General features: G+C 63.5%; 21 protein-coding genes. 9 read left to right on the plus strand and 12 right to left on the minus strand.

The window, feature by feature from the left end; translation table 11 throughout:
• Positions 1-22: 22 nt before the first annotated feature.
• Complete coding sequence (locus tag AX756_RS13735; RefSeq protein ID WP_068312383.1) at positions 23-721, minus strand: DUF599 domain-containing protein; 699 nt, start codon at positions 719-721, stop codon at positions 23-25.
• 83 nt (positions 722-804) lie between these two features.
• On the opposite strand from AX756_RS13735, the gene AX756_RS13740 reads away from it, so the two are divergent.
• From AX756_RS13740 to glcF, 3 genes are all read left to right on the plus strand, one after another.
• Positions 805-2,244, plus strand: coding sequence for an FAD-linked oxidase C-terminal domain-containing protein (locus AX756_RS13740; protein ID WP_068312386.1), 1,440 nt, complete (start codon positions 805-807; stop codon positions 2,242-2,244).
• Positions 2,245-2,350: 106 nt separating this feature from the next.
• Complete coding sequence (locus AX756_RS13745; protein WP_068312718.1) at positions 2,351-3,478, plus strand: FAD-binding protein; 1,128 nt, start codon at positions 2,351-2,353, stop codon at positions 3,476-3,478.
• A 62-nt stretch (positions 3,479-3,540) separates the two neighbouring features.
• Positions 3,541-4,836 (plus strand): glycolate oxidase subunit GlcF, encoded by a 1,296-nt coding sequence (gene glcF, locus AX756_RS13750; RefSeq protein ID WP_068312389.1) that lies wholly within the window; start codon positions 3,541-3,543, stop codon positions 4,834-4,836.
• Here the strand turns inward: glcF and AX756_RS13755 are convergent, their stop codons facing one another.
• Positions 4,837-5,505, minus strand: coding sequence for a FadR/GntR family transcriptional regulator (locus tag AX756_RS13755; RefSeq protein ID WP_068312391.1), 669 nt, complete (start codon positions 5,503-5,505; stop codon positions 4,837-4,839).
• 538 nt (positions 5,506-6,043) lie between these two features.
• Between AX756_RS13755 and AX756_RS25660 the strand changes: the two genes are divergently transcribed.
• The 4 genes from AX756_RS25660 to AX756_RS13770 all read left to right on the plus strand — a co-directional run bounded on the left by AX756_RS25660 (position 6,044) and on the right by AX756_RS13770 (position 9,807).
• On the plus strand, positions 6,044-6,202 hold the full coding sequence (locus AX756_RS25660; protein ID WP_156461500.1) for a hypothetical protein: 159 nt from the start codon (positions 6,044-6,046) through the stop codon (positions 6,200-6,202).
• Positions 6,203-6,326: 124 nt separating this feature from the next.
• Complete coding sequence (locus tag AX756_RS13760) at positions 6,327-8,114, plus strand: IlvD/Edd family dehydratase (RefSeq protein WP_438938403.1); 1,788 nt, start codon at positions 6,327-6,329, stop codon at positions 8,112-8,114.
• A 134-nt stretch (positions 8,115-8,248) separates the two neighbouring features.
• The gene (locus tag AX756_RS13765) at positions 8,249-9,394 is read left to right on the plus strand and encodes an alpha-hydroxy acid oxidase (RefSeq protein ID WP_068312721.1); all 1,146 of its coding nucleotides are present in this window, start codon (positions 8,249-8,251) and stop codon (positions 9,392-9,394) included.
• Positions 9,395-9,537: 143 nt separating this feature from the next.
• Positions 9,538-9,807: an H-type lectin domain-containing protein gene (locus AX756_RS13770; protein ID WP_331457767.1), complete on the plus strand. Its 270-nt coding sequence runs from the start codon at positions 9,538-9,540 to the stop codon at positions 9,805-9,807.
• Between the two features lie 100 nt (positions 9,808-9,907).
• Here the strand turns inward: AX756_RS13770 and AX756_RS13775 are convergent, their stop codons facing one another.
• Together AX756_RS13775 and AX756_RS13780 are read right to left on the minus strand one after the other, a co-directional pair.
• Positions 9,908-10,921, minus strand: coding sequence for a ribose-phosphate pyrophosphokinase (locus AX756_RS13775; protein WP_170307860.1), 1,014 nt, complete (start codon positions 10,919-10,921; stop codon positions 9,908-9,910).
• Between the two features lie 133 nt (positions 10,922-11,054).
• Positions 11,055-12,554, minus strand: a complete 1,500-nt coding sequence (locus AX756_RS13780) for a glycosyltransferase family protein (RefSeq protein WP_068312401.1) — start codon at positions 12,552-12,554, stop codon at positions 11,055-11,057.
• A gap of 137 nt (positions 12,555-12,691) precedes the next feature.
• Between AX756_RS13780 and AX756_RS13785 the strand changes: the two genes are divergently transcribed.
• Both AX756_RS13785 and AX756_RS13790 read left to right on the plus strand, forming a co-directional pair.
• The gene (locus tag AX756_RS13785) at positions 12,692-13,288 is read left to right on the plus strand and encodes a 2-hydroxychromene-2-carboxylate isomerase (protein WP_068312405.1); all 597 of its coding nucleotides are present in this window, start codon (positions 12,692-12,694) and stop codon (positions 13,286-13,288) included.
• A gap of 8 nt (positions 13,289-13,296) precedes the next feature.
• Positions 13,297-14,076: an alpha/beta fold hydrolase gene (locus tag AX756_RS13790; RefSeq protein WP_068312408.1), complete on the plus strand. Its 780-nt coding sequence runs from the start codon at positions 13,297-13,299 to the stop codon at positions 14,074-14,076.
• Here the strand turns inward: AX756_RS13790 and AX756_RS13795 are convergent.
• The 8 genes from AX756_RS13795 to AX756_RS13830 all read right to left on the minus strand — a co-directional run bounded on the left by AX756_RS13795 (position 14,073) and on the right by AX756_RS13830 (position 21,785).
• Positions 14,073-14,705 carry a class I SAM-dependent methyltransferase gene (locus tag AX756_RS13795; protein WP_068312411.1) on the minus strand — a complete coding sequence of 211 codons (633 nt, stop codon included), beginning with the start codon at positions 14,703-14,705 and terminating at the stop codon, positions 14,073-14,075. The two genes, AX756_RS13790 and AX756_RS13795, sit on opposite strands and share 4 nt — an antisense overlap.
• Before the next feature lie 302 nt (positions 14,706-15,007).
• A complete protein-coding gene (locus AX756_RS13800) occupies positions 15,008-16,051 on the minus strand; it encodes a threonine aldolase family protein (RefSeq protein WP_068312414.1) in 1,044 nt (347 codons plus the stop codon).
• Positions 16,052-16,108: 57 nt separating this feature from the next.
• The gene (locus AX756_RS13805; protein ID WP_068312418.1) at positions 16,109-16,579 is read right to left on the minus strand and encodes a YcgN family cysteine cluster protein; all 471 of its coding nucleotides are present in this window, start codon (positions 16,577-16,579) and stop codon (positions 16,109-16,111) included.
• Positions 16,572-17,567 carry a bifunctional riboflavin kinase/FAD synthetase gene (locus AX756_RS13810; RefSeq protein ID WP_068312727.1) on the minus strand — a complete coding sequence of 332 codons (996 nt, stop codon included), beginning with the start codon at positions 17,565-17,567 and terminating at the stop codon, positions 16,572-16,574. The genes AX756_RS13805 and AX756_RS13810 overlap by 8 nt, the downstream gene beginning before the upstream one ends.
• A gap of 67 nt (positions 17,568-17,634) precedes the next feature.
• Entirely contained in the window at positions 17,635-18,078 is a 444-nt protein-coding gene (locus AX756_RS13815; RefSeq protein ID WP_068312729.1) for a MaoC family dehydratase, read from the minus strand.
• Positions 18,079-18,312: 234 nt separating this feature from the next.
• Complete coding sequence (locus AX756_RS13820) at positions 18,313-19,182, minus strand: TIGR01459 family HAD-type hydrolase (RefSeq protein ID WP_068312421.1); 870 nt, start codon at positions 19,180-19,182, stop codon at positions 18,313-18,315.
• A 99-nt stretch (positions 19,183-19,281) separates the two neighbouring features.
• On the minus strand, positions 19,282-20,703 hold the full coding sequence (locus AX756_RS13825) for a coniferyl aldehyde dehydrogenase (RefSeq protein WP_068312424.1): 1,422 nt from the start codon (positions 20,701-20,703) through the stop codon (positions 19,282-19,284).
• A 161-nt stretch (positions 20,704-20,864) separates the two neighbouring features.
• Entirely contained in the window at positions 20,865-21,785 is a 921-nt protein-coding gene (locus AX756_RS13830) for a manganese-dependent inorganic pyrophosphatase (RefSeq protein WP_068312427.1), read from the minus strand.
• Between the last annotated feature and the right edge of the window lie 205 nt (positions 21,786-21,990).

Consider the following 21,990-nt stretch of genomic DNA (forward strand, 5'->3'; position numbering starts at 1 on the left):
AGGTTGTCCGGTCACGATCCTGTCAGCTATCCTCGCGCATCAGCAAGGCACGGCTGTGGGAGGCGAATTCGCGTCTCCAGATCATGGCTGTGACCGCCAGCGCGCCCAGGATCAGCGGCACCGCGCCCACCAGCCACGCCGTTGCCCCAAGCGCGTAATAGACCGAGCGCATGCCCCGGTTGAAGCTGCGCGCGGCGCGGGAGTTCAATTCGGCGGCTTTTTCCGCGCGGGGATAGGATATGGGGTTTTCCGGGTCGTTCGGCACGGATGCCATGAGTACCGCGCAATAGCCGAATTGCCGGTGCGCCCAGACGAAGGCGAGAAAGGCGCTGACGAGATACAGGAGGATCGGCAGCAGCTTGATCTCCCACAAGATTGCGGGCGACTGGTTGTTGACAAGCTCGCCCGCCACATCGCTCAGCGGCTGCGGATTGGCGATGAGGGCCAGCCCGGCACCGATGGCGATCATGCAGGACGAGGCGAAGAAGGTCGTGCCCTGACGCAGGGTCGACAGGATGGACGCGTCGAAGATACGCGGCTGGCGGGTGACGAACTCTCGCATCCAGTCTTCGCGATAGGCCAGCATCATGTTGGACACGGAGCGCGGGCCGCCCATGGGATGCTCGATTCTCCAGCCGATGCCGAACCAGCACAGAACGAGCAGGGTCAGGCCGGCGATGTCGAGCCAGGAGAGCAGGGAGAGTCCGTCGAGCAATGTCATGGCGCGACACTACTCCCGAAATCCTTCCTTGCCAGCCGCTAAAATTGGTTCTATTTCCTTACCAATTGAGGGGGAGGACGCGCATGGATATGCCTGTGCCCAGTGAACGTGTGCTTGCGCGCAAGGACCGTATCGTGAGCCGTTTGCAATCGGTTCTGCCGGCCGGCGCGGTGATTTCGGAGATTGCCGAAACGCGGGCCTATGAATGCGATGCGCTCACAGCCTACAAATGCCCGCCCCTGGCGGCGGTCCTGCCTGCTTCCACGGCGGAAGTGTCTGCGGTTCTGAAGATTTGCCACCAGGAAGGCGTGCCGGTTGTGCCGCGCGGCGCGGGCACCTCGCTTGCCGGTGGAGCGTTGCCGACGGCGGATAGTGTCATTCTCGGGGTGGCCCGGATGACAGAGGTGCTGGAGGTCGATTACGCGAACCGCTTCATCCGGGTGCAGACCGGGCGGACCAATCTCAGCGTCTCTGCGGCGGTGGAGGAGGAGGATTTCTTCTATGCGCCCGATCCGTCGAGCCAGCTTGCCTGTGCGATTGCCGGCAATGTGGCGATGAATTCGGGCGGGGCGCATTGCCTGAAATACGGGGTGACGACCAATAACCTGCTCGGTGTGACCATGGTGTTGATGGATGGCAGCGTGGTCGAGATCGGCGGGGCGCATCTCGATGCCGACAGCTATGACCTTCTGGGGCTTGTGTGCGGCTCCGAGGGGCAGCTTGGCGTCGTCACCGAAGCGACGCTGCGCATCCTGCGCAAGCCCGAGGGCGCGCGGCCGGTGCTGATGGGGTTCGACAACAACGAAGTGGCCGGGCAATGCGTGTCCGACATCATCCGCGCGGGCGTGCTGCCGGTGGCGATCGAGTTCATGGACCGGCCCTGTATCCGGGCGACGGAGGCCTTTGCCAAGGCGGGGTATCCGGATTGCGAGGCGCTGTTGATTGTCGAGGTCGAGGGCTCGGCGGCGGAGATTGACGAGCAACTGGGCAAGATCCTGGAGATCGCGCGCCAGCATAACCCGGTGGAATTGCGCGAGAGCGGTTCGGCGGAAGAATCCGCGCGGATCTGGCTGGGGCGGAAATCGGCTTTTGGCGCCATGGGGCAGATCAACGATTACATGTGCCTCGACGGGACGATCCCGGTCTCTTCCCTACCGATGGTGCTGCGGCGGATCGGCGAGTTGAGCCGGGAATTCGGCCTGGATGTGGGCAACGTTTTTCATGCAGGCGATGGCAACATGCATCCGCTGATCCTGTTCGATGCCAACAAACCGGGGGACCTCGAGTTGTGCGAGGCCATGGGGGCGGAGATCCTGAAGCTCTGTGTCGAGGCAGGCGGGTGCCTGACGGGCGAGCATGGCGTTGGCGTGGAGAAGCGGGATCTGATGGTTCACCAATTCGCGCCCGAGGATCTGGAGATACAGATGGCGGTGAAGGATGTGTTCGACCCGAAATGGCTGTTGAATCCGGCCAAGGTGTTTCCGCTGGCGGCTTCCGAGGCGCGCCGGGGGGATGCGGTGTGAGTGCGGTTGGCCGTGGCAGGGGGCTGTCCGCCCCCTCTTTGCCTGGCGGCAAATTGACCCCGGAGGATATTTGGGAACAGATGATGACAGGGTTTGACGCGAGATGTTGAGGCCGGAGAGTGAAGCCGAACTGGCAGAAGCCGTTCGGAGCGCGGAGGGACCGCTGGCGGTATGCGGCGGTGGCACGCGGCCCATGGGGCGACCGGTGGCCGGGCAGGCGCTGACGGTCTCGGGGATGTCGGGGATCACGCTTTATGAACCGGGCGCGCTGACGCTCGTGGCCAAGGCAGGCACGCCGGTTGAGACGGTGGAAGAGGCCCTACGCGCCGAGGGGCAGCGCTTGGCCTTCGAGCCGATGGATCACCGGGTGCTGCTTGGCTCGGACGGTGTGCCGACCTTGGGCGGGGTGGTTGCGGCCAACGTGTCCGGGCCACGCCGGATCCAGGCAGGGGCCTGTCGGGACAGCCTGTTGGGGGTGCGTTTCGTCGATGGAAACGGCACGGTTCTGAAGAATGGCGGGCGGGTGATGAAGAATGTCACCGGCTATGATTTGGTCAAGCTGATGGCGGGCAGCTTTGGCACGCTCGGGGTGTTGAGCGAGGTGAGTTTCAAGGTTCTGCCGGCACCGGAGACGGCGGCCTGCCTGCGGTTGGAAGGACTGGAGGTGGCGCGCGCCGTGGAGGCGATGTCGCTCGCCCTGGGCTCGCCCTTCGAGGTGACGGGCGCGGCGTATCTGCCAGCCGGGGGCGGGCAGGAGGCAACAACGTTGATCCGGATCGAGGGGTTCGATGCATCGGTGGCCTATCGCACGGAGCGGTTGCGCGAAGTCCTGAAGTCGTTTGGAGAGCTTTCAGTCGTGACGGACCCGGAAGAAGTCGCTTTGATCTGGCGGGATATTCGCGCTGTGAAGCGGCTGTCTGCCGGGGATGGCGTGGTCTGGCGGATTTCCGTGAAACCCACGGATGCGCCGGCGGTGATCGCGGCCCTACCAGATGCCGATTTCCAGCTTGATTGGGGCGGGGGGCTGATCTGGGCGCGGACGGATACACAGTTCGATCTGCGAGCAGCGCTTCGCGGGATTGCCGGTCATGCGACCCTTGTGCGCGCGCCCTTGGAACGGCGCGCCTGTGGCGGGATTTTCTCGCCGCAATCGGCGCCGCTGGCGGCACTGGCCGAAGGGTTGCGGGCGCGGTTCGATCCGCGCGGGATCCTGAACCCGGGACTGATGCTGTGAGGTGCCGGGGCGAATGCCCGGGCGCGTGCCTGATGATGAAGAAAGCGACAGGGTAGGGCGGGATGCAGACGAATTTCACCGAGGCGCAATTGCAGGATCCCGGCATCGCGCGGGCGAACGAGATCCTGCGCTCCTGCGTGCATTGCGGCTTCTGCACGGCGACCTGCCCGAGCTACCAGGTGCTGGGCGACGAGCTTGATAGTCCGCGCGGGCGGATCTACCTGATCAAGGACATGCTGGAGAATGACCGGCCCGCGGATGCGCACACCGTCAAGCATATCGACCGCTGCCTGAGCTGTTTGGCCTGCATGACGACCTGTCCGTCGGGCGTGCATTACATGCATCTGGTCGATCATGCGCGCGAACACATCGAGAAGACATACAAACGCCCGTTCACGGATCGGGTGCTGCGGTCGTTGCTGGCGCGCATCCTGCCCTATCCTGGGCGCTTCCGGCTGGCGATGCTGGGGGCGAAAATTGGCCGGCCGTTCCGTCGGCTGGTGCCCGATGCGCGGCTCCGCGCGATGCTGGAGATGGCGCCGAAGCGCATCCCGCCGGTCAGCCGCAATGACGATCCGCAGGTGTTCGCGTCGAAGGGCGAACGACGGATGCGGGTGGCGTTGATGACGGGCTGCGCGCAGCGGGCGCTGAACACGGATATCAACGATGCAACGATCCGGCTGCTGCGGCGGTTGGGGTGTGAGGTTGTGGTCGCCGAGGGGCAGGGCTGCTGCGGGGCGGTGACCCATCACATGGGCAAGACCGATCAGGCGCATGGCACGGCAGCGAAGAATATCGATGCCTGGTGGGCGGAGATGCAACGTGATGGGCTCGATGCCATCGTCATCAACACCTCCGGCTGCGGCACGACGGTCAAGGATTACGGCTTCATGTTCCGAAACGACCCGCTGGCCGAGAAGGCGGCGGCGGTCAGCGCGATTGCGCGCGACGTCTCGGAAGTGCTGATGGAGCTGGGGGTCGAGGCCGCGCCGCCGGAGACGCTGCGGGTGGCCTATCACTCCGCCTGCTCGTTGCAGCATGGCCAACAGATCAAGACCCACCCCAAGACCCTGCTGAAACAGGTGGGGTTCGAGGTGGTCGAGCCGGCCGATCCGCACCTGTGTTGCGGGTCCGCGGGAACTTACAACCTGATGCAGCCGGAAATTTCGGCCGAGCTCAAGGCGCGCAAGATACGGACCCTGAAGGCCAAGCAGCCGGACGTGATCGCGGCGGGCAATATCGGCTGCATGATGCAGATCGGCAGCGGGGCGGACGTGCCGGTGGTGCACACGGTCGAGTTGCTGGATTGGGCGACGGGCGGGCCGAAGCCGCGCGCGATGGACCCGATGGCGCTTTGATCACTTCACCCCGGCGCGCAGGAGGGTCATGAAGGAGCTGTCGAAATGCTCCGACATGGCGGCCTCGGCCTTTTCGACATCCTGTTCCACCACGGCCTTCGCGATACGCTCGTGACAGCGGATATTCTCGACCCGGTTCTCGTAATTGGCGCGGGCGCGCCAGCCGATATTCCATGTCTGGCGGGTGATAACGCGGAAACTGTCGACGAAGATCGAGTAGAGCGGGTTGCCGGAGGCGCGGGCGATGATCTCGTGAAAGAGAATGTCCAGCTCCATCACGGTCTCGGACTCGCTGCGTTTGGCGGCCGCCATCATCCCGTCGATGGTTTCGAGCAGCGCGCGCGCATCGTCTTCGCTGCGATGGAGCGCGGCAAGCCCGACCGTGCGCATCTCGATCGTGCGCCGCGCGTCCTGGATCTGAACCACGGAAACCTGTCGCGTGTGCACCGTATGGTCGATGATAACGCTGAGCGCTTCGGCGGACGGACCGGCGACGCGTGCCCTTCGACCATTGCCAACCTCGATGATGCGAAGCGCGGCCAGACCGCGCAGGGCCTCGCGCGCGACGGTGCGGGACACATCCAGTTGAGTCGAAATCTCCGCCTCGGGCGGCATAACGTCTCCGGGCTTCAACCCGTTGCCATAGATGTATTTTCTTATGTCCAGCATCGTTCTCTCGACCAGGCTCAGCGATCCTGTCGTATCAAATGGTGTAGATTGTAGGATTGATCTGTGCATCGGGTACCTTGAAAGGTAGCAAAATTGTTCTTCTTTTTATAGCGGGCTTGTCTTATCTAACAATCCAAGAAAGCGTGGTTCGAGTCGTTTTCCCGGTTTAGGACGGTGACGGGAGGTCTCTTGGAGAGGCTGAACGTGATGCGCCGGGAGGGTGGGGTCGTTTTCACTGCCGGAACTCGGGACTTCGGGGCGAGAGCAGGATACGACCTGCTCGTGGTCCATGTTGGAACCGAAGAAGGTTTTTGTCGTCTCGGCGGAGGAGATCGCAATTCCGCAATCGGCGCGGTGCCTGTTCATGGCGTCCTCGCCCGCGGATTTCCGGGCACGCCTCCGCGCCGGTTGGGCTGCAATTTGCAGCCGTCCGAGCCGGTCGGGCCATAGGAACCGATCCGCTTGAATGCGCTGTATGCCACGGCTGAAACCGGCGTTCTTTCCTGAGGGCTGGTGATTTTGAAAATTGAGGAAAGACATGAGTTTGAAGCCGTCCGACATTTCCCTCAAGACCGTGCATTCGCGTGCGAGGGGACGTGGCGTGATCGCTCTTCCATTCGAGCAGACCTCCGACGACGCGCGCTATGCCACTTGGCCGACAGCACATGTCGATAGCGCCATGAGCGGCGTGCTCTGAAAATGACGGCAGCTATCCTCGATATCCCTTCTCGTACCCGCAGGCAGGCATCGTTCTGCCGAGGGTTCAACCTTCCCCGGGAATCCGTTCCATTGCGAACGGAGCGACCTCGCAAAGCAAGGAAATCCGCATGAAACTTCGTTCCCAAGAATGGTTCGACAATGCCGAAGATCCCGGATCGACGGCGATCTACCTTGAGCGCTACCTGAACTTCGGCCACACCCGCGAAGAGCTGCAGTCGGGCAAGCCGATCATCGGTATCGCCCAGACCGGCTCCGATCTCAGCCCCTGCAACCGCCATCACATCGAGCTGGCCAAGCGGGTCCGCGACGGTATCGTTGCATCTGGCGGTATCTGCTTCGAATTCCCGGTTCACCCGATCCAGGAAACCGGTAAGCGACCGACCGCGGCGCTGGACCGCAACCTGGCCTATCTCGGCCTGGTCGAGACGCTTTATGGCTACCCGCTGGACGGCGTTGTGCTGACCATCGGCTGCGACAAGACCACCCCGGCGCTGCTGATGGCCGCGGCCACGGTGAACATTCCCGCCATCGCCCTCTCGGTTGGCCCGATGCTGAACGGCTATCACAAGGGCAACCGCGCCGGCTCGGGCAGTGTGATCTGGGATGGCCGGGAGATGCTGGCACGTGGCGAGATCGACTATGACGAGTTCATGGAAATGGCCGCGAACTCGGCGCCCTCGGTTGGGTATTGCAACACGATGGGGACGGCTTCGACCATGAACAGCCTGGCCGAAGCGCTCGGTATGCAGCTTCCAGGCTCCGCCTCCATCCCCGCGCCCTATCGCGAACGCGGCCAGATCTCCTATGAGACCGGCAAGCGGATCGTCGAGATGGTGCATGAGGATCTGAAACCCTCCGACGTGATGACGCGCGCCGCCTTCGAGAACGCCATCGTCGTGAACTCGGCCATTGGCGGCTCGACCAACGCGCCGATCCACCTCAATGCCATCGCGCGGCACCTCGGGTTGGAGCTGAGCAATGACGACTGGCAGAAATTCGGCCACAAGATTCCGCTGCTGACCAACGTCCAGCCGGCCGGTGCATATCTGAGCGAGGATTTCCACCGCGCGGGCGGCATTCCGGCGATCTTCTCCGAGCTGATGGGGGCCGGCGTATTGCCGAACCCGGATGCCGTGACGGTTTCGGGCAAGCCGGTCTCCGAGATCTATGCGAATGCCGAGGTGAGCAACGAGGATGTCATCCGCCGCTTTGCCGCGCCGCTCAAGGACGCGGCCGGATTCGTCAACCTCAAGGGCAACCTCTTTGACAGCGCGATCATGAAGACCTCGGTCATCTCCGGCGATTTCCGCGCCCGCTACCTGTCCAACCCGGACGATCCGGACGCCTTCGAGGGCCGGGCCATCGTCTTTGACGGACCGGAGCAGTATCACGAGACGATCGACGATCCCGAGCTCAATATCGACGAGTTCTGCATTCTCGTCATCCGTGGCGCGGGCCCGATCGGCTATCCCGGTGGCGCAGAGGTTGTGAACATGCAGCCGCCCGCGGCGCTGCTGAAGCGCGGCATCGACGCGCTGCCCTGTATCGGCGATGGACGGCAGTCGGGCACCTCCGGCAGCCCGTCGATTCTCAACGCGGCCCCCGAAGCGGCGGCGATGGGTGGGTTGGCGCTGGTGCAAAACGGCGACCGGCTGCGGATCGACCTTAAGGACGGTTCCGCCAATATCCTGATCTCCGACGAGGAACTGGCTGCGCGCCGCGCGGCACTGGAGGCCGCGGGTGGCTACAAGTACCCCGATCACCAGACCCCCTGGCAGGAGATCCAGCGTTCTATCGTCGATCAGTTCGATGAGGGCATGGTCCTCAAGCCGGCAATCAAGTACCAGAAAATCGCCCAGACCAAGGGCATGCCGCGCAACAGCCACTAATCAATGTGCCGGGGCCGTTTCCATCGGTCCCGGCGCTTTTTCATGTGACATCCCCCTGTTGAAGCATTGTCACATTGGAAAGCCTGGCCGACCGGCGTAAACGCGACTTACGCAAAATGGTCGGACCAAAACTGATGTCTCTTGAAACCCGCTATCCCTCGATTCCCTATCTTGCAGCCCGCGCAAGGCAGCGTGTTCCCTTTTTTGCCTGGGAGTACCTCGCCAGTGGAACGGGCTCCGAACGGCTTGTTCCGCGTAACCGGGAAGCGCTGGATGCGGTCGAGATGGTGCCGCGGGTCCTAAAGGGCCGTTTTACACCCGATCTGGAGACGGAAATCTTTGGCCGTAGCTATAGCGTGCCCTTTGGCGCGGGGCCGGTTGGCCTGTCTGGGCTGATGTGGCCGGGAACAGAGCGTTTCATCGCGCGTTCGGCGGCGGAAAAACGGTTCCCCTATGGTCTGTCCATGGTTGCCAACGAGGCACCCGAGACCATCGGGCCGATGGCCGATGGCAATGGCTGGTACCAGCTTTACACGCCGGTGGACCCCGAGATCCGCGCCGATATCATCAAGCGCGCCTGGGACAGTGGCTTCGGAACCCTTCTGGTGACCGTCGATGTGCCCGTGGGCAGCCGTCGCGAGCGCCAGTTGGTGGCCGGGGTTTCGGTGCCGCCCCAGTTCACGCCCCGGACGTTCTGGCGGGCGGCGATCCGTCCGCGCTGGTCGCTGGAAACGGTCGCGAACGGGATCCCGCGGTTCAAGACGTTGGAGACGTATTTCGACAAGAGCACCTTTGCCGGTGCGGCCCGTTTCGTGGGCAAGGTCGTCGATGGCCGACCGGATTGGGAGATGTTGCGCGAGATGCGCGACATGTGGCCCGGCGCCTTCGTGGTCAAGGGGATCCTGCATCCCGAGGATGCGCGCCTCGCCGTCGAGGCCGGTGTTGACGGCATCGTGGTGTCCAACCATGGCGGCCGGCAGTTCGATGCCGCGCCTGCCTCCATCGATGTGCTGCCCGAGATCGCCCGCGTCGTGGGCGGCCGCGCGAAGATCCTCTTCGACAGCGGCATCGAGGGCGGGCTGGATATCCTTCGGGCGCTGTCGCTCGGGGCCGATTTCTGCCTGCTGGGCCGCGCCTTCCTCTATGCGACCGGCGCGCTTGGCGCGAAGGGGCCGAACCATGTCCATGAAATCCTCAAGGCGGACCTTGAAGCGAACATGGTGCAGCTCGGGATCGAGAAACCGGCAGAGTTGAAGCCGGCCTGGGCGGTGCAGCCATAGGCTGAAGGAAATCGCAACGATCCGCTTGCATGGTATGGCCGATACCGAAATAGTTCTGCCTCATGAAAAGATTGCAGAACTATTTGATTGGCGTTGAACAGGGCGAGACCCCGTTATTTTCCGATTTTCAAGATAACGGGCCCATGTGGGCCGAGGAGGGGGAGCGAAGCGTGGTCCGGCGCGTGCGCTTTTCCGAACCTTTCCGCAAGAGGCCGAGCGTGCAGGTTTCCCTGTCGATGTGGGATATCCATTCTGACCGGAACTCGCGCATGGAACTCTCGACGGAGGCGATCTCGGCGGAGGGGTTCGACCTTGTCTTTCGGACATGGGGCGATACACAGGTTGCGCGGGCCCGGGCGAACTGGCTGGCGATCGGCGAGTTGCCGCATGACGATGACTGGGACATTCCCTGACGCGGTACCGGACTGCGCGCCACGCCAAAGATAAAGGCCCAGCGAATGCCGGGCCTTTTTGCCTGTTCAGATCACCCGTTCGAGCAACAGTGAAGGCGCCTCAATAGGTGCCTTCGTAAATCGCGGCAAGCGACTCGTGATCGAAGAGCGAGGAGACGGAGGTGCCGTTCCAGATATTCAGGATCGCCTGCGCGAACATCGGCGCGGTCGGCACGATCCGGATGTTCTTGGCCTTCTTCACCGACTCGCTGGCTTCGATAGAATCGGTGACCACCAACGATTTCATCGAGGAGTTTGTGATCCGCTCGACAGCGGGGCCGCTCAGGACACCATGGGTGATATAGGAATGCACTTCCTTGGCGCCAGCCTTCAGGAGCACGTCGGCGGCTTTGCACAGCGTGCCGGCAGTGTCGCAGATATCGTCCGCGATGATGCAGGTCTGGCCCGTCACATCGCCGATCACGGTCATTTCCGCAATCTCGCCGGCTTTCTCGCGCCGTTTGTCGACGATGGCGAGCGCGCAGCCGATCCGTTTTGCCAGCTCGCGGGCGCGGCCCACGCCGCCGACGTCGGGCGAGATCACCGTCACCTTGTCGAGCTTCTTGCCGAACTTGTGACAGATATCGAGCGCAAAGATCGGCGAGGCATAGAGGTTGTCCACCGGGATGTCGAAGAAGCCCTGGATCTGGGTGGCGTGCAGGTCCATCGTCAGAACCCGCTCAATGCCGGAGGCGGCGATCATGTTGGCCACGAGCTTGGCCGAGATCGGCGTGCGGGCCTTGGCGCGGCGATCCTGGCGGGCATAGCCGAAATAGGGGATCACGGCGGTGATACGCTGGGCCGAAGAACGGCGCAGCGCGTCTGACATGATCAGCAGCTCCATCAGGTTGTCATTGGCCGGGTTCGAGGTGGGCTGGATGATGAACATGTCCTCGCCGCGGACATTTTCATAGACCTCGACAAAGATTTCCTGATCGTTGAACCGCTCCACGCGGGCATCAACAAGTCCGACGGACATGCCGCGGCTCATGGAAACGCGCCGGGAGATCGCCTGGGCAAGCGGCAGGTTGGCATTGCCGGCGATCAGTTTCGGCTGGCTCTGGTGGGGTATCATACGGTTCGCTCCGGAGTGCACGGAATCATGACAAGGATGTGACGGCTTCCGCGTACCCCATGGGCGACGAAATTTAAACACTCCCTTTTGTCAGCAAGCGCCGCATTGCGGCGCTTTTGCACAAACGCGTGCTTCAGGGGGCGCAAACCTCGCTGGCTTCGCCCCAATATGCCAGCACCCAATCGTGGAACCTGTACAGGCAGCGCGGTTCCGGGGCGCCTTCCTCAAGCGCTTCATCGAGTCCGTCTTGCTGGAAATAGGCAAACCCGTTCTGCCCGTTTGCGAGCGTTTCGTTCAGACGGGAGAGTGTGAAGGAGCGCGGCCACATGCGGTCGAGTTCCGGACGGCTGAAATGATGCGGCCAGAGTTCCAGGATCAGTTCGCTCCTGACACCGCCGGTCTTGTCGATCAGAAGGCTGACCGTTTCCGGCGGCACCCGGTTGATGATCTCGGCCACCGGCTCCAGCGAGCGGTCGCGGGGCGCGCCGGATTGCGTGGACTTGAAATAGCCGGAGAAGGCGAAAAGGAGCATCAGCGGCGCAATCGCCAGCCAACTCCAGCGCGTCCGCGCCCGGGCGGCGGCCATGCCGGCTCCGGCAAGTGCGAGCAGGGCGATCCAGGGCGGCAGGAAATAGCGCGCGACCAGAACGCTGGTCCAGATGCTGACGCAGAGCAGGATCAGCGTGTAGCCCACCATCAGGAAGGCGGGGGCGAGCAGGCCGGGGCGATATCGGCTCCGGGCGAGGCCGAGGGCGAGAAAGGCCACGAGCAGCGCCGAGCCCGCCCAGATGAGCGGCATGTTCGCCGACTGGTCCAGCCCCAGCCGTGCCAGCCCCTCCGAAAGCCCGCCATCGGAGAGCATAGAGGACCAGAGCCGGCCAAGCCCATCGAGGCCCAGCGGGTTGTATTTCTCGGCCCAGTAGCCGTCGACCTGACGGGCGATATGCGGCCCGCTCATGGCGAAATAGGCCAGGACCGAGATGACAGCTGGAACCTTCAGGGCTTTCTTCCAGCGCTTGAGGAAGGCCTTGTCGCGGCGCGTTCGTGGCAGGATGAAAGGCAGCAGGGCCGTGGCCAGAAAGGCGAAGATCCCGGCCGTGATCGTCAGGCTGGCCATGGAGAAGCCGAAGCCGAAAAGACGCCTCGGGCGGCGTGTGGCCACCGCTCCCTCGCGTCCCAGCGTCGCCAGAAGGCCGATCGCCCCGGCCAGGCCAATGCCGACAAAGAAGATCAGCAAACCGTAGGGGCGGGCATTCTGTGCCCAGTGGATCGCTACTGGAGACCAAGCGTAGAGAAAGCCGAAGAAGAGCGCCGTCGGCCGGCCGACATGCAGCGCCAGCGCGCCGGCGACGATTCCGGCCCCTAGGGCGTCGAATATCGAGGAGGCCATGCGCATGGCGACGACATCGCCACCCGGAATACCGAAAGCCTTCATCAGCGCGTAATAGAGCGGTGAGTGGCCCCGGCTGATCCTGTCGGCTGCCAGACCATACCATTCGCGCGAGACGGCGAACTGGGAATAGACCTCGTCCAGCCAGGGCTCGCGCAGATCGACACCGATAAGGCGCACTGCCAGCGCAAGCGCGAAGGTGGCAAGGGCCACGAGAAGGGCGGTGCGGGTATTTGCGGCCATGATCTGCTGTCCGATGTGCTGGCGTCGGCGGCATTATGCGCCCCGAGACGTGACTGCCGATTTCTAGGAACCGAAGCATCTCCCATTGTCAACTGCCACCGGGTCGTTAGGGTTGCAACGCTGACACGGAGAGGCCAATGCCGCAAATCGATTATTTCTTCTCGACACTTTCGCCCTTTACCTATCTGGCCGGCAACCGGCTGGAAGAAATCGCCGAAAAGCACGGCGCGACGATCAGCTACAAGCCGATGGACATCATCGCGCTGTTCCCGCGCACAGGCGGCACCGCTCCAAAGGACCGGCACCCGTCGCGCTTGGAGTACCGCATGCAGGAACTCAAGCGGGGGGCGAAGAAGACGGGTATGGCGATGAATTTCAAGCCGGCCTTCTTTCCGACCAACGCCGCGCCGTCTTCCTATGCCATCATCGCGGCGCAGAAATCCGGCGGTGATGTTGGCCCACTGGTTCAGGCTTTCCTGCGGGCCATCTGGGCCGAAGACAAGGACATCGCCAGCGACGATGTCGTGCGCGAGTGCCTCGGCAATGCCGGATTCGATCCGACGCTGGCCGATTCCGGCCTGCTGATGGGGGCCGAGACCTATGCCGCCAATCTGGAAGAGGCCGTCAATCGCGGCGTGTTCGGGGCGCCGTTTTATATCACCGAGACCGATGAACGTTTCTGGGGCCACGACCGGCTCGACGATCTGGACGCCCATCTGGCGGGGACGCTCTAAGGAACCTCATGCGAAGCCTCGGGCACGGTCCGGAATCTGTTGTCGCGCTGCATTGTACGCTTGCGCATGGCGGCGCCTGGGCGCCGATGGCTGCCAATCTGGCCAATCAGGTGACGGTCCTGGCCCCGGATCTTCCCGGCCATGGCGACGGGCCGGACTGGCAGAGCGGCGGAGACTTCATGGCGGCCGCACTTACGACCTTGGCGGAGCTTCCACGGGAACCCCGTCATGTGCTTGGACATTCCTTCGGGGCTGTCGTGGCGCTCGAACACGCGCTGCGTGCTCCCGAACGGGTGTTGAGCCTGACGCTTGTGGAACCGGTCCTGTTCGCGGCGGTAGCCTCCGCGCGGGGGCGCATGGCGGTGGCGAATGAATGGCGCGAGCTGGAGCGCCTCTTTTTCGCGCAGGACCGCGAGGCAGCCGCGAAACTCTTTACCGATACCTGGGGCGCGGGCCTGCCCTGGGAGGGGCTTCCGCGTTCGGCACGGGCGCGCCTTGTCGGGCAGATCCACATCTTGCCGGACCAGACCGTGACCCTGCACGAAGACGGTGCCGGGATTCTCTCGCCCGGCCGTCTGGAGGCGTTGACGGTCCCGGTGACGTTCGTGTCGGGATCGAACAGCCCGGAGGTTGTCGGGGACATTGTCGAGACGCTGGCCGGCCGCATACCGCATGCCCGGCGCGTGGAGATCGACGGGGCCGGGCATATGCTGCCGCTTACCCATCCGGCCGAAATGGCGGATGTGCTGGGACAGTCCATCGCGGCCGGGCGTGCGCTTCTCGCCTAGGCAGGCTTGCGGGCAATGACAAAGACGGCCTTCATGGGGGCGTCATCCGGTTGCCAGTTGTCCTCGATCTCGAAGCCTGCGGACGTGAACGCGTCGATCAAGTCGCTGCGGCTGAACAGGTGGATCCTGGGCAACAGGCCGAACAGGTTTCCGAGTGGCAACAGGACATTGGTCATGAGCCGGGCCTGGCCTTCGAGGCACATGGTTGAACTGACAAAAACACCTCCGGGCTTGAGCAGACGATGAACCTTGCCGATCGTGGCGTCCCGGTCATCGACAAGATGCAGGATGCTCATTCCGAGAACCGCGTCGTAGCTGCCATCTTCGGCGGCGAGCGTGTCGATGGCATCGACGTCGAAACGGGCGTTCGGCACCTCGCCGGTTTCCAGCTTCTCGCGGCAGATATCGATCATCCTGGGCGCGGAATCGATGCCGTGGATATTGGCGACATGCGGCGCGTGTTCCAGCGCTGTCGATCCTGTTCCGCAGCCGAATTCCAGCACGTTCCAGTCCGGGCGAAGAACGCTCTGCGTCCGCCGGATCTTTTCGCGATAGGAGGTTTCGTCCCGGATGGGAGTACGGGCGTATCGCCGGGCAATCCAGTTCCAGAAACGGTGAGAATGCGCCATGACAACTCCGTTAATCGAAATGCCTGTTCGGTCTAGCCCGGTCTGGTTTGGGGAGCAATCGACGGTTTCGTGACGATCCCGGTGGCTGCCGTTCAAGGGCGCGCGCTTCGCGCGTGAACCATCCTCCGGATCGTGCCTTCGGCGGGGATTTTTCTCGTCAGAAAAAGTCTTGTGAGCCGAATTGTTTTTGTCCGACCGGAAATATCCCGGGGGGGGGAGGCAGCGCCCCCGACTCTCTCGGCGGGAAGAAGAAGAACGGCCCGGCACAGGTCGATTGTCGAGCCGGAACCTTACGTGCCCGGCTAGAGCAACGAGAGGAATGTCTCTGTATTGGCCGGATCGGCGGACCAGTCGGTTACGAAACGGGCGGCGACCCGCTCGTCATCCGGGCCGTCATCCAGTGTACCGTTCCAAAGGTGGTATTCGGCGCCAGCCGCGAAGAGGCGCTTATGTGTGCCACGCGGCAGGCGGGCGAACAGGATGTTCGCCTCGGGGCGGTACATCAGGTTGGCGCCGGGGGCTTCTCGGACCCCGTCTGCCAGTTTCTGGCAGGCGGCATTGGCTGCAGCGGCCATGTCCAGCCAGAGATCGTCGGTGAGATAGGCCTGCATCTGCGCGGCGAGGTAGCGGTGCTTGGAAAACAGATGCGCCCCACGCTTGCGTCTGAGCTGGAACTCCATGTCCCGGGCCGGATCGAAGACGATCGCGGCCTCGACGCCCATCAGGCCGTTCTTGGTGCCGCCGAAGCTCAGCATGTCGATGCCGGACTTCCACGTCATCTCGGCGGGGCTGCAGCCGAGGGTGGATAGGGCATTGGCAAAGCGGGCGCCGTCCATGTGGGTCTTGAGGCCGAACTCCTGCGCAATCGCTGTCAGCGCGGAGAGTTCTTCCAGGGTATGCACAGTGCCCTTCTCGGTGGCCTGTGTCAGCGAAACAGGGCCGCGTTGCGGTCCGTGCACGCCGCGCGTCTCTTCCGCCTCGATAGCGGCGCGCAGGGCGTCCGGCGACATCTTGCCATCCTCGGTCGGCACCAGCGTCAGCTTGGCACCGCCGGTGAAGAATTCCGGCGCGTTGCACTCGTCCTCGTGGACATGGGAGACCTGGCTGCAGAAGATCGTGTCCCACGGCGCCGTGTGGCTGGCCAGAAGGAGCGAATTCGCCGCCGTGCCGGTGGCGACCAGATGCACCACGGCGTCGGGCGCCTCGAAGATCTCGCGGATCTGGTTCGTGACGTCCCGGGCCAGGGCTTCGGCGCCATAGGCGGGCGCATAGCCCTCGTTGGCGCGCAGGAGCGCTTCCATGACCTTGGGGTGAACGGGGCCGGTATTGTCGGAGGCATAATGCATGGGCCAAGCCCTAGCGCTGACGGGAAGATTCGAAAAGGGGGACTGCGGCTGGTGGGGCTAGAATTCGCCCTCGAAGAGGTAGTCCTCCCAATCCTCCTCGGGGGTGTCGAATTCCGACACCGTGATGTGCCGGACCGAGATGCCCGCTGTGTGCACCATGTTGCGATCCCCCGAGACGAGGTAGTGCCAGCTGGGCAGCGGCTTGCCTTCGGCCAGCAAGCGGTAGGCGCAGGTGGTGGGCATCCAGTAGGCGTTGGTCTGGATGTTTTCGGCGGTGAGCGTCACGCAGTCGGGCACGAATTGGTGGCGGTTGTCATAATGGGCGCATCGGCAGGTGTCGTCGTCCAGCAGGCGGCACGCCACGCGGGTAAAGGCGACCTCGCCGGTATCGGCATCTTCGAGCTTGTTCAGACAGCATTTTCCACAGCCGTCGCAGAGCGCTTCCCATTCCGGTTGGGTCAGCTTCTCAAGCGGCAGCTTTTCCCAGAATCGCGGCCGCAGCGTGGGAAGGCGTCTCGCTTCAGACATCGATCCGGAAACCTCCGACGGCCTCGCGGGGGAAACCCACGAGTGGGACCTGCGAGAGGATGTCGCGCGCACTGTCCTCGTCGCGCCGGATCTGGGCGACAAGAGCGTCCACGCCGTCGAACTTCATCTCCGGGCGCAGGAATTGCACGAGGCCGACCGAGAGATGTTCGTCGTAGAGCTCGCCCTTGAAGTCGAAAAGGTGGGTTTCGAGATTGGGCAGGTTTTCCCCGAACATCGGCCGGATGCCGAGCGAAGAAACCCCGCGGTAGTGGCCGGCATGCGGCCCGGTGACGACCTCGACCAGCACCGCGTAGACGCCGAATTTCGGCGGGTGGATGCCCGAAATATCCATGTTCGCGGTCGGGTAGCCGAGGTTACGGCCGCGTTTCTCGCCATGCAGGACCGGGCCTTCGATGCGGTGCCAGTGTCCGAGCATCGCCGCGGCCTTGTGGGGAACGCCGTCGCGCAAGGCATTGCGAATGGCGGTGGAGGAGACCCGTTCGCCGCCGCCGGCCAGCCCCAGCAGCTCGGCGATCGTCACGGCGAAGCCGTGTTTCTGACCGGCCTGTCGGAGGGTTTCGGTATTGCCGGCGCGCCCCTTGCCGTAGCAGAAATCCGCGCCGACGGTCACGCCCGACACGCCGAGTCCATCAACGAGGATCTTCGCGCTGAACTCGGCTTCCGAGAGCCGGAAAAGGGCTGCGTCGAAGGGGATTTCATAGAGCAGGTCAACGCCGAGCTTGCTCAGGCGGTGCGCCTTTGCCTCGGAATTCATCAGGCGGAACGGGGGATCGTCGGTGCGGAAGACTTCGCGCGGATGCGGCTCGAAGGTCAGCACCGCGAGCGGAGCGCCCTGCGCCTCGGCGCTCTGTCGGGTCAGGTCCAGAACTGCCTGGTGGCCGAGATGCACGCCATCGAAATTGCCGATCGCAGTGTATGCACCGCGCTCGGCCTGGGTTATCCGGGAAAGGGACGTGATCCGCTTCATGCGCATCCCCTAGCGGCGGGGCTGGGCAAGCGCAAGCACCCGATCACCGCCTTCGGGCCGGGTTCGGTCAGTCCAGCTTGCGCGAGGGCGCCAGCACATTGGCTTCGCCGCGCAGAACGGGTTTGTCGTCGATCAGCGCCTGGGTCCAGAGCTTGACCTTGCGCTTCTTGTGATCGATCTCGGCCACTTCGACCTCGACATGGACCATATCGCCCGGGCGCACCGGCGCCATGAATTTCAGCGTCTGGCCGAGATAGATCGTGCCATGGCCCGGAAGCTGTTCGCCGATCACGGCCGAGATCAGGCCGGCGGTCAGCATGCCGTGGGCGATGCGCCCGTGGAAAATCGTTTCCTTGGCGTATTCCTCGTCGAGATGGACCGGATTGTGGTCGGTCGAAACCTCGGCGAATTTCTCGATATCTTCTTCCGTGATCAGCTTGGTCAGGCCACGCTTCATGCCGACTTCCAGGTCTTCCAGGAAAATCGTGCCACGGGGATCGTTGTCGAGCATCATGACTGTCCTTTGAGTTGCTGGTAGCTTTGCTAACGGATTTTGAGCCCTGCTGCAATGCAGAAAGAAAGAATACGCAAGGCTGCTATGCGCTGAGAGCAACAAAATTTCAATATTTCTGTGTGCCAAGGCGCCAATGGCCTAAATCGACAGGTGTCGGTTATGTATGGCGCTAACGATGCCGCGCTGCGGCGCTAACATTTGGCAATTGCAGAAAATCTGCTCTCGCGGATGTCAGCGGAAAAAGCCCATCGCGTAGGTTACGGCCATCTGGTGCTGCGCGAGATAGGCGGCGAGCGCCTCCGGCTCGGGCTGACGTTGCGTCAAAGTTTCCTTCGCAGCCAGCCCGCCGGTGATGAAGACCACGTCGAGTCCCTCGCCAACGGCCCCTTTCACGTCGGTCGCGATTCCATCGCCGATGCAGACGATTCGATCATCCGGCACCACGGCCAGTTCGGCCAGACGGCGGCGGGCGAGGTCATAGATCGCCGGGTACGGCTTGCCGAAATAGAGGCTCTCGCCCCCCATCTCGGTATAGAGCTTGGCCAGCGCGCCGGCGCAGTACTCGCGCTTGTGGCCGCGATCGACGATGACGTCGGGATTGGCGCACAGCAGCTTGAGACCGTTCGTCTTGGCATACAGGAATTGTGCGCGCATCTCCTCCGGTTCGCCATCGGGGTGGAACAGCCCGGTCACGACGATGCCGTCGGCCTCCTCCAGCGGAACCCGGGTGATTTCCTCGGGGTTCTCGATCATGTGCAGCGGCTCGAAGAAGGGGAGGTCGCGTTCTTCGCCGATATGGTAGACCTTGTTGCCCACGGCGCCGGAAAACAGCGCGAAGCGGGCGGAATCGCCGGAGGTCGCGATCGTGTCGTAGCAATCGCCCGGGACGTTGAAATGCTCCAACTGCGCGGCAATCGAGGCGCGCGGGCGCGGGGCGTTGGTGAGCAGCACGACCTTGCCGCCCTGGGCGCGGAAGCTCCGGCACGCCGCAACGGCCTCCTCGTAGGCGGTCAGGCCGTTATGCATGCAACCCCACAGGTCCACGAAGGCGGCGTCATACATGGAAGAGACTTCGGCGAAGTTTTCGATGATGCGGGTCATGGGGCCTCCGGAACAATTGGGGGCGCTATCATAGCCGCCCGGCAGGGCTATAGCGCAGCCAGCGGGTTGCCGATAGGGCCAGCGGAAAGGCGCGGCACCTCAACGCAGCATGAATTTCGTCGCCAAGCGGGCGAGGCGGCCATAGGGGGCATGCAGCAGGCGGGAGCCGTGACGTTTGCCGGGATGGAAGATTCCCTTGGCATGGCTGAGGCGGCGGAACCCCTCGACACCGTGATACGCGCCGATTCCGCTGTCTCCGACACCACCGAAAGGCAGGCTTTCCACGGCGTAATGCAGCATGCACCCATTCACCGTGGCATTGCCGGAGGTGGTCCGTTGCAGCACATTGTCAACCGCGGCCCGGTCCTTGCCATATATATAAAGTGCGAGCGGGCGCGGGCGGGCATTCACGAAATCGATGGAATCCGCAACGGACTCGCGGGCGATGACGGGCAGGAAGGGGCCGAAAATCTCCTCCTGCATGATCCGCATCTCGGGCGTGGCATCGAGCACGAGCGCGGGCGAAAGCGCGCGGGGATGCGCGCTGTTGCTACCCGCCGGGAAGGCCTCGACGATCCGGGCGCCCTTGGCACGGGCATCCTCCAGCAGGTCCCGCAGACGGGCGAGGTGCTGCTCGCTGATGATCGTCGTCAGGTTCGGATCGGCCAGGCCGCCAGGGAAGCTCTCACGAATCTTCGCGATCAGAGCCTCGCTCAGCGGTTCCACCTGATCGGGAAGCGCCAATAGGTAGTCGGGCGCGATACAGGTCTGTCCGGCATTCACCGTCTTGGCAAAGGCAAGGTCGCGCGCGAGCAGGTCGAGATCGGCATCGGGGGCGAGGATGACCGGGGATTTGCCGCCGAGTTCGAGCGTCACGGGCGTAAGGGTGTCGGCGGCGGCGCGCATGACATGGCGCCCGACGGCGGTGGAGCCGGTGAAGAGCAGGTGGTCGAAGGGCAGGGCCGAGAAGGCCGCGGCCACATCCGCCCCACCGGAGAGCACCGCGACCTCTTCCTGCGGGAAGATGCCGGCGAGCATGTCACGCAGCGCGTCGGCCGTGGCGGGGGCAAGCTCGGAGGGCTTGATCATGGCGCGGTTGCCGGCGGCGAGCGCCGTTGCCAGTGGGACCAGCGACAGTGCGACCGGATAATTCCAGGCCGACAGGATGCCGACCACGCCGAGCGGCTGGTAATGGACGCGCGCGCGCCCTGGCTGCATCAGCCAACTCACCGGGCGATGTTTTGGCGCCATCCAGCGTTTCAGGTTGGCGCGCATGTGGTGGATCGCCTGGACCGTCGGGCCAAGGTCGATCAGCGAGGTTTCCACCGGGGCGCGATTGCCGAAATCGGCCATGGCGGCGGCTTGCAGGCGCTTGCTCTCGCTCCGGATGGCGTTTTTCAGCCGTTTCAACGCGTCGCGGCGCGCGTTGAGATTGGGCGCGCCCGCTTGAAGAAAGGCGGCGCGTTGCGCGGCGAGGATATCGATGCCTGTGGAAAACTCCGGCGTGGTTCCGTCCGCCATTTGGGACTCCCTGCTTCTGTCAGGCAGAAGATGGGTATGGAGGTGCCGCCGGTCAACGACGCCGCAGCGTCGCCTTGCGTCCGTCCGGTCTATTTTCCAACGTCCCGGCCGGAAAACGCCGGCCGCCGTGGTCTGGGGCGGCCGGCAATCGTGTCAGGTCATCAGACCTTGAGGTTCGGGATGATCTGCTTCTTGCGGCTCAGGATGCCGGGCAGCACGACGCTGTCGCCTTCGACGGTGGCGCCGAAGCTCTTCTCGGCGACGGTCTTGACCACGTCGTTCGGGATCAGCAGCGTGGCTTCTTCCTTCAGGATGTCGATGACGAAGAGCAGGACATGGTCCACGCCGTCTTCTTCACAGACGGTCTTCATCGATTCCACGATGGAAGCCTTGCGGTCGAGCGGGATCTGCGGCGCGGTGGTTTCCAGCACCGAGACGCGGAATTTCACGCCGTCGATCTCGTTGATCTTGGAGTCCATCCGGATCAGTTCCGCGTCGGAGAATTCGGAGACGTCCGACTTGGCTTCGAACATCTCGGAGGCATAGGCGCCCATGTCGATGCCGAGATCGGCGGCAAGCTTCTCGGCCAGCGACTTGTCGTGATCGGTGGTGGTCGGCGAGCGGAATTCCATCGTGTCCGACAGGATGCAGGAGAGCATCGCGCCCTTGATCGCGTCCGGCATCTTGGCCGCATCGTCGCCCATCAGATCGTACATGATGGTGGCGGTGCAGGCGAGCGGACGCATGGTGATGTCGATCGGCGACTTGGTCTCGATTCCACCGGTCAGCTTGTGGTGGTCGATGATCTGGAGCAGGTCGCAGGAATTGATGTCCGCGGGCAGCTCGGCGGGGTTGTTGGTGTCGACCACGACGCAAGGGGCGCCTTCGCCGGCGGCCTCGATGATCTCCGGCTTGTCGAGGTTCCAGCGCTCCAGCACGAATGCGGCCTCGGTGTTGGGCTCGCCCAGCAGCTTGGCTTCGGCAGGCGTGCCTTTGATTTCGGAGAGATACCAGGCCCAGATGATGGGCGAGCCGGTGGAATCGGTGTCGGGGGCCTTGTGGCCGAAAACCTTGATGGTCATGAGGCAATTTCCGTCGTCAGGGGTACAAATCGCCGCCCTTGTAGCGGGAAGGCGGCGCGCTGTCATGGGGCGATTGGGCGCGGCGGCAAGAAAATGCTGCGCTGCAGCAGGCGTGTTTAGTGCAGTATTGCTGGAATCTTTCGGACACTATCCAAGCCAAGCCATCATTGACCCATCTGCGGGAACGGTGCGTTTGACGAAAAAA

Source organism: Aliiruegeria sabulilitoris (assembly GCF_001558155.1).
Classification (GTDB): Bacteria; Pseudomonadota; Alphaproteobacteria; order Rhodobacterales; family Rhodobacteraceae; genus Tropicimonas; species Tropicimonas sabulilitoris.

Bases quoted from the DNA above. Each gene is read 5' to 3' on its own strand.
- AX756_RS13735 (WP_068312383.1), bottom strand. From the start codon at position 721: ATGACATTGCTCGACGGACTCTCCCTGCTCTCCTGGCTCGACATCGCC.
- AX756_RS13740 (WP_068312386.1), top strand. From the start codon at position 805: ATGGATATGCCTGTGCCCAGTGAACGTGTGCTTGCGCGCAAGGACCGT.
- glcF (WP_068312389.1), top strand. From the start codon at position 3,541: ATGCAGACGAATTTCACCGAGGCGCAATTGCAGGATCCCGGCATCGCG.
- AX756_RS13755 (WP_068312391.1), bottom strand. From the start codon at position 5,505: ATGCTGGACATAAGAAAATACATCTATGGCAACGGGTTGAAGCCCGGA.
- AX756_RS25660 (WP_156461500.1), top strand. From the start codon at position 6,044: ATGAGTTTGAAGCCGTCCGACATTTCCCTCAAGACCGTGCATTCGCGT.
- AX756_RS13765 (WP_068312721.1), top strand. From the start codon at position 8,249: ATGTCTCTTGAAACCCGCTATCCCTCGATTCCCTATCTTGCAGCCCGC.
- AX756_RS13770 (WP_331457767.1), top strand. From the start codon at position 9,538: ATGTGGGCCGAGGAGGGGGAGCGAAGCGTGGTCCGGCGCGTGCGCTTT.
- AX756_RS13775 (WP_170307860.1), bottom strand. From the start codon at position 10,921: ATGATACCCCACCAGAGCCAGCCGAAACTGATCGCCGGCAATGCCAAC.
- AX756_RS13780 (WP_068312401.1), bottom strand. From the start codon at position 12,554: ATGGCCGCAAATACCCGCACCGCCCTTCTCGTGGCCCTTGCCACCTTC.
- AX756_RS13785 (WP_068312405.1), top strand. From the start codon at position 12,692: ATGCCGCAAATCGATTATTTCTTCTCGACACTTTCGCCCTTTACCTAT.
- AX756_RS13790 (WP_068312408.1), top strand. From the start codon at position 13,297: ATGCGAAGCCTCGGGCACGGTCCGGAATCTGTTGTCGCGCTGCATTGT.
- AX756_RS13795 (WP_068312411.1), bottom strand. From the start codon at position 14,705: ATGGCGCATTCTCACCGTTTCTGGAACTGGATTGCCCGGCGATACGCC.
- AX756_RS13800 (WP_068312414.1), bottom strand. From the start codon at position 16,051: ATGCATTATGCCTCCGACAATACCGGCCCCGTTCACCCCAAGGTCATG.
- AX756_RS13805 (WP_068312418.1), bottom strand. From the start codon at position 16,579: ATGTCTGAAGCGAGACGCCTTCCCACGCTGCGGCCGCGATTCTGGGAA.
- AX756_RS13810 (WP_068312727.1), bottom strand. From the start codon at position 17,567: ATGAAGCGGATCACGTCCCTTTCCCGGATAACCCAGGCCGAGCGCGGT.
- AX756_RS13815 (WP_068312729.1), bottom strand. From the start codon at position 18,078: ATGCTCGACAACGATCCCCGTGGCACGATTTTCCTGGAAGACCTGGAA.
- AX756_RS13820 (WP_068312421.1), bottom strand. From the start codon at position 19,182: ATGACCCGCATCATCGAAAACTTCGCCGAAGTCTCTTCCATGTATGAC.
- AX756_RS13825 (WP_068312424.1), bottom strand. From the start codon at position 20,703: ATGGCGGACGGAACCACGCCGGAGTTTTCCACAGGCATCGATATCCTC.
- AX756_RS13830 (WP_068312427.1), bottom strand. From the start codon at position 21,785: ATGACCATCAAGGTTTTCGGCCACAAGGCCCCCGACACCGATTCCACC.